A 6,478-nucleotide genomic window follows, 5' to 3' on the forward strand; every position below is an offset into this window, starting at 1 on the left:
CTGCCCCCGCACATCGACACTTCGGATCAGCCACTTCCCGGACCCGCAACACCGACGCTACCCGCGCCCCGACGACCCCGGAAGACCCCAGTCCTCACCGGCGATTGACAACAGAGGGGTACCGCAATGACGCGGGTCGATGGAGGCGCGCGCAGGCCGTCGGATGGGGCGGGCCAGTCAGATATGCGCCGTTTAACAGTGTGGAACGCAGCGGCCGTTCGAAACCGGTGGCTCCCGCCGCGCGCATCACTCTGGGACTATCCACTCGATAGGTTCCAGACCGTGATCATCTTCAAGGCGATATCCGCCGGGTCCACGTGGAACCTTACGAATGCTGCGCTGGCGGTCGTCGCATCGTTGATTGGCGTCATTGTCTTTGTCGCCTCGACCGGGCCCGGGTCAAGATTCTTGGTCAGCCGGGTGCTCGCAGGTGCTCGGCGACGAACTGTCGTCAAGGTCTTGGTAACCCACGGTGTCAGTACTCGCCGCGCGGCGCTGTCAGCCGCACGCAAGATGACAACGGACCTCCTCGACGGTCAGCCCCACGACGCGAACGCGGAGTTGGAATGGCTGGCTGACCTTCGAGGAGACGGTCTGCCGATGGCATTCGTGGCCGCGGGCGACCCGAGTCGCCGCGTCCTACTCAATTTTCTGGCCGATTCGTATGAGGTCATGGCGGGAACGTGGCGATCGAGGTTGATCTTTGGAACGCGAGCTAGTGACCTCGTTGCGTCGATGGCGGCCGTCGCCGAACGTACTTCAAGCATCCTCAGGGAGCATGCCTCAAACGCGTCTCTTGAACACGCGCGAAAGGACGCAGTTGAGATCGATCTACGCGCACGCGGTCACTTCGCCAGGGTCATGTACACAACCCGGAACATAGAACTGTCGGTCTCGCCTCATTCGCTCTGCTTAAAGCCGATCGATGGCCGTCTCCGCAAGGGCGGCGCTCAACCCCAGTTTGAGGGCATTCTCCCACTTCTCCTTGACGAGCAGCTAGAACTTGACGAGAAGAGCGGCCGGCATCGGCTGCACCTCGCGATCGCGAAGATGCCCTACTCCCAGTTGCTCAATCGAAACACGAAGTGGGATCCCACGCAGATTCCGGCATCATCCCGCGACCACGCGATCAGCCTGGCCCTACTGCCCGTTTCTGCTGATGGTTGCATCCTGTTCGTGCGGCGCTCAGAACAGGCGGGGTCCTATCCCGGGATGATTGGCCCACTCGTTACTGGTAACGCGGAACTGCGCGACCGCCGCGGCCTACGCGCTGATCGTGATCCGGAGGGCATTCCTGACCTTCTCTCGGCGATCTGCCGGGAGGCCCGTGAGGAGGTTGGCCTGCAGTTGGATCCGGGGGATTTGCGGGTCCTTGGTCTCGCAAGAATCTGGTCGCCGGAGGACACTGCGATTTGGTGCTTGATCACCACCGCCGCGCTGCGAATCTCAGCGGCCGAGGTGGCGTCACGCGCCCGCTATGCCGACCACGTCGAAGGTGCATGGGAAGTCGGAAGCGAACTGTTTGCCGTGGACCCGTGGCGAACCCAGAACGCCGACGTCGACGTACTGAAGTGGGCCGCCAGCGCGGACTTGGTACCGCAGGCGGTCGCATCGCTCGCTGCTCTGATGAGAAAGAGCGGCACGGACATCGCGATCGACTGGGCGACGGCTACGCAGTCGGCGACTAACCTCACAGCGCCAGTACTGCAGACGATTCCCCTTCGCCATCCGTTCCGATGATATACGTGGCGGTTGGACGCACGGGGTGGAATGGACGGCAGCGGAGGTACCACCGGATCGCGGTCTAATCGTCCGCAAACTGCAGATCGGCCCGCAGCTGTCGCGTACCTGTGCTTCAAGTGCGTTGAGAGCGCGGTAGTCGCCTGGGGGCGGTGGAGTGGGCTCGTTGCACGCGTCGAACAGATAGTTGTGGTACGTGCTGATGTCGAGGGCTTCGTCCGAAGATGCGTAGAGGGTCGCAAGGTCGTAAGCCTCCCAGTTCGTGCGGTAGGCGGCCTGCCAGGTGGGAGGTCCCTCGCCTGGATTGTCCATCAATCCGGATCGGGTTTGATCTGCATACTCGCGTTCGCTCAATAGTGCGTCTGCCAGCCGCAAGTACTGTCCGATCCGTTCTGCTCGCTCTGCCCGCAGGTCATTGCCTGCTCTTGCCCTATCTGCCGGTCGGCAACGTCGGCGCTGATAAGCCCCACGGCGGCGTCACCTCCAAGCGCCCCGACGACACCAAATACACCGGCCATGCCCGCGGCAGCCACGGTGATTCGCAGCGTGTCCCGATGCCGCTGATCCTCATTCGATTCGGCCACGATCCGTGACGGTGGCAGTCACTCCAACGCTGATCGCAGAGGTCTCTGTGAGATGCGCCGCGCGCGACCGCTGCGCCACAAGCGGCGGTAAGGCGCGTCATTTGTCGGGATGATCGGATAGCGATTCCGATCACGCCGAAACGCGGCGGAATGACGCACTTTCCGTCGTGCGCAGTCCGCGCCGGATGGCCGCCCATCGACAGCGTGGGCGTGTAGGCGCGGCTCATGACTGCGGTTGACAGGCGCTGACTTTCGCGACCCCCTAGCCGTCAGTTCATTACCCGCCCGCTGGTTGATCCATCGCAAGGAGCTCAGCCAGAACTACGCGCAGCAGGGCTTCGGCAGTCACTAGCTCGGAACTATCGACGCTCGCAGGTGGATGGAAGTCCCCGGCGAACTTCCTATAAACGAGTTCGTCAAGGACCGCGTGCGGGATCGCGCCGTTTCCGTCGGCGCACGTCTCCGCGACCGGTACTGGAGGACTCGCCCAATCGTTGCGTCGGAACCTGACGAGATGCCAAACGGGGTCGCCGGCTGGGTCTGGCGCGGCGTAGACGTTGGCGATCTGGCACTTGTGGCGATCCTCGCCGTCACCCTCTCCGCGCTCTTCGACTGTGATGGTTCCCAGGAGGAGCGCAGACCCAGTGGTGGCCACGCGTTCGGACGCCCACAAGGCGACCCTTCGATCTTCAAGCGTCAGGAACCAGTCCTCGTCGTCATGGGTCGTTCGGACCTCGACTTCCCCGGCTCCCCTGGTCACAAGTCGCCCGAACCTGGACCATACGACTGTCAGGTCGTCGATTGCCTGCTTGACTTGGGCGGCTCGCAACTCGGTTGCCTCTTCGTGCATTTCGTGAAGGTTCTTCCTGCGCTGTATGCCTGTCACGACCTGGCGTAGAGCCAAATCCAGCTCGGCGTCGATGCTCGGGGCACTCAGAGTCGGCGGTAGTTGCCGGCGGGCGGCGTCAGCAAGTCTGGCTCGCTCGGCAGCGTCACTTGGTAGGCGAGCTTGAACCTGACCAGAACCATGCCAAGTCCTCCGCCAGGAGGAACCATCTGCGGTGCGTGACTGCCAAGTAAGTTCATATCGCAGGTCGTGCACGCCATCGAAAAGGCCGGCGGCCACCATGCGAACGCCGCCAGCGCCATCCCAGGTGAGTTGCTTCGTCGCCCCAAACTCCCACTCACGGTCGTCGGTTTCGTCGGCTTCGTGTCGCGTGGAGGCGTCTGCCGCGAGGATGTCTTTTACGTGGCCGTGGTCGGGCCCGAAACCCCTGCACAAGTCGAGCAACATCTCCACGGCCGCATCTACGATCCTTGCTTGACCGCCCTGGGAGATTGCCGCCGCGGAAGTCATCTCGTCAGTTAAGTTCGCGTAATCGCCACTAGGCTGGGGTGTGGAAGCCGCAGGGTGCAGTTGTAGCCAGATGCGCAATTCATCACGGAACTGGGCGAGACTCGGTCGCTTGCTCGGCGCGTGGTCCGTGGCCAACTCAAGGAGATGGGCCAGGTCGTCCGCCGAGCGCCCTCCGAGCTTGCTCAGGTCGTGTTCCTGTCGGCGAACATCGATGGTTCCTGGCGGGGGGTATCTGTCACCGGCGAGTAGGGCTTGGAATGTCTTCGCGAATGCGTAGACATCTGCGGCTGCCCAGTCGATATCGGGACGCGATGCGCGGGCTTCGGGTGCGCAGAAGTTCGCGGCGCCAACCAAGCCACCGACCTGAGTCTGGTCGGAATAGCCGTGTCCTGTTGCGAGGCCGAAGTCGCCGACGACGGCACGACCACGGACGAAGAACAAGTTGTCAGGCTTGATGTCCCGGTGGACCACATCGAACTCGGCAGCGTCCAGAAGGGTGTCTGCAATGTCCGCAAAAAGCGATACCAACGTCCCGATGCTCGGTTTCGGGCCGAGGCGCTTAGAGAGCGGTTCAGCAAGTTCGGTGACCATCCAAGTCGGAGGTGAGGCGTCCTCCCGATCGAGGACCTGAAGGACACCCCCAGAATCCCTGAGGCGCTCGAGCGTAGCTACCTCATGCTCGAAGCGCTCGTGACCGGATCTCTGAGGCCTCAGGGTCTTGATTACTCCGTGCCGACCGTCGTCGTGCTTGACACGCCATACCTCGCGCTTAAACCGTCCGCCGTTGACGAGTGTCCAGCCTCCGACGCGATACCCCACTTTGAACTCGAGAGCACGGGAGGCGGCCATGTACTCATTGTCTCAGGTCGAAGCCTTGGCGCCGATGTGTGCTGCGAAGGCCAACCGGAGACATTCTCATGACGTACTCAGGTTCGAATGCGGCGGAATGGGGCAGTCCAACCCTTACCGGACCGTTCAACCGCACCGGCGTCGCCTGCGTGCCAGGATCGTCGTCGTGGCTAACGTGGAGCGACAGGATGGGTGAGGTGCCGTTCGACCGCCTAGGACAGGGTCAGAGTGGTCGTCTCGTTTACCAGGTCATGGGTGAGAATGGTCCGATCTTCAACCCCCGCGGCATCAGATTCATGGATCCTGGTTCGGCGACCGCGGTGGACGCGGCGAGCAGTGGCCTTCTCCCGAGCCTGCTTGCCCTCACTGGCGGCGCCGAACTGGTTGACCTCGGACTGGGCGTCGTCAACCTTGGCCTCAGCGTCGCTACGTTGGAAACCGCCCGGCGGCTCGAACGAAAGGTCGACGCGATCTGGGCGCGGTTGGATGAGCAATCGGAAAGGTTGGATGCCATCGCGATTCGTTTGAAACGCGTGGACGTCAACGTGGCGGAGAACAACCTCAGATCCGCACTGCGGCACTCGCTCGCCCGATCGATCACGCCGGACGGGGTCGACTTCTCTCCGTTTGAGGTGGTCGCGAACGACGTCGACAAGTTCACCGACAGTTTGGACGGTTGGGGATACGGCTTGGCGCCCAACCTGAAACTATCCTCGGATGTCAGATCCATGCTCAATGCGATCTGGCGCCTGTTGTACGGAGCCCAGGCCAGTTTGATCGCCGCGCACAACCAGTATGTGCACGGTGATCCTGACCAGGTCCTCATCCATCCGATGATGGATGCCCAGAACCTAATTCTTAGCGGGTTTCCCCCAAGCATCGTGGACCGGATTGCCGTGTTGCAGGTCGCTGGCGGCGCTGGGAAGGAACTCGGAAAGATGGTCAATGTTCAGTTCTATTGGGCAGGATCGCGTGAGAAAAAGCAATATGCTGCTTGGTTCCGCGATCGGGTATTCGAGCCTATAGAAGCCAGACTCGAAGCCGCCCACCCGCTCGCGAGCGCAATCGCGGACCTCTTGGCGCCAAGCCATGAAGTCGTATCGGAGGAGGCTCTCCGTGCGGCGTTGGACGATGCTCACCAGTACCTCATCGATTGGCAATCGACCGACGCAGGATTGGTTTGGCGATGCGAGGTCGTACTTGCGCTCAACCGCGATCTAGAATTCTGGGAATCACTCGAGCTCGGTACTCGACCGACACTATCGTTCGCCATCGACCTGAACCAAGCCGAGGACAAGCTGGGGGCATAAGCAGCGGAATGCGGGGGCGGGCGCTTGGCGGCGGAATGTCGTTAATCGCGTCGCCTCGTGAGCGCAGGAGCTGACTGTTCACAGCTCCGGTCGGCGCCGCGAAGGAGGGTGGGAGAATGGTCGCGGGCCGCCCGCCTGCTGCCAGCTCTGAGGGCCGGCTAGTCACTGAACTCCGCAACTGAGTTCAGTTCGTCGCCTCGTCTGCGGCTCGCCCGGGACAGTCCGGGTTCTGGCACTCGGCCTCGAGCCGAAGGTAATCCGGCGCTCGGTCACCAGAGGCATCGCGCCCCTCGCCCCTCATGAGCCCGGCCTCAGTCAGCACCATCTTGGAGCCACAGGTTGGGCACGTCGTCCGCATGCGTCCAGGCTACGCCACTGCCGTCGGGGTCTATCGGCTCATCCGCAGCGAGGTGGAAGGTGGCGAAACAAGCGCGGGAACATCGACTCCCGCTGCGCGAGGACGGTCTCGGAGCGTCGGCTTTGCGCCCAGCGCGCGGCTCAGTCGGCACTTGCGGCTACTAGACGATTCCCGTAGGACCGGCGTCCGGCCAGACTCGGTCCAGGTGCTCGGCGGGATGCTCTTCTTGCGGCTGCCCACCCGCGGTTGTGGGTGTGGCTCTCTTGCGGTTTGCGTGCCG

Annotated in this window: 4 protein-coding genes; 3 read left to right on the forward strand and 1 reads right to left on the reverse strand. The window is 62.7% G+C overall.

All coding sequences use genetic code 11. The annotated features are described in order from the left end of the window. The first annotated feature begins 282 nt into the window (after positions 1–282). On the forward strand, positions 283–1,740 hold the full coding sequence (locus H0487_RS21145) for an NUDIX hydrolase (RefSeq protein WP_183096200.1): 1,458 nt from the start codon (positions 283–285) through the stop codon (positions 1,738–1,740). Between the two features lie 425 nt (positions 1,741–2,165). Further along, entirely contained in the window at positions 2,166–2,333 is a 168-nt protein-coding gene (locus H0487_RS21150) for a hypothetical protein (protein WP_183096201.1), read from the forward strand. Between the two features lie 268 nt (positions 2,334–2,601). Here the strand turns inward: H0487_RS21150 and H0487_RS21155 are convergent, their stop codons facing one another. Next, complete coding sequence (locus H0487_RS21155) at positions 2,602–4,530, reverse strand: protein kinase domain-containing protein (RefSeq protein WP_183096202.1); 1,929 nt, start codon at positions 4,528–4,530, stop codon at positions 2,602–2,604. A gap of 188 nt (positions 4,531–4,718) precedes the next feature. On the opposite strand from H0487_RS21155, the gene H0487_RS21160 reads away from it, so the two are divergent. Further along, entirely contained in the window at positions 4,719–5,840 is a 1,122-nt protein-coding gene (locus tag H0487_RS21160) for a hypothetical protein (protein WP_183096203.1), read from the forward strand. The last annotated feature ends 638 nt before the right edge of the window (positions 5,841–6,478 follow it).

Source organism: Nocardioides stalactiti (assembly GCF_014180715.1).
GTDB classification, from domain to species: domain Bacteria; phylum Actinomycetota; class Actinomycetes; order Propionibacteriales; family Nocardioidaceae; genus Nocardioides; species Nocardioides stalactiti.

What these genes read in the sequence shown, in the direction of transcription:
- H0487_RS21155 (WP_183096202.1), bottom strand. Translation starts at nt 4,530, where the DNA reads ATGGCCGCCTCCCGTGCTCTCGAGTTCAAAGTGGGGTATCGCGTCGGA.
- H0487_RS21160 (WP_183096203.1), top strand. Translation starts at nt 4,719, where the DNA reads ATGGGTGAGGTGCCGTTCGACCGCCTAGGACAGGGTCAGAGTGGTCGT.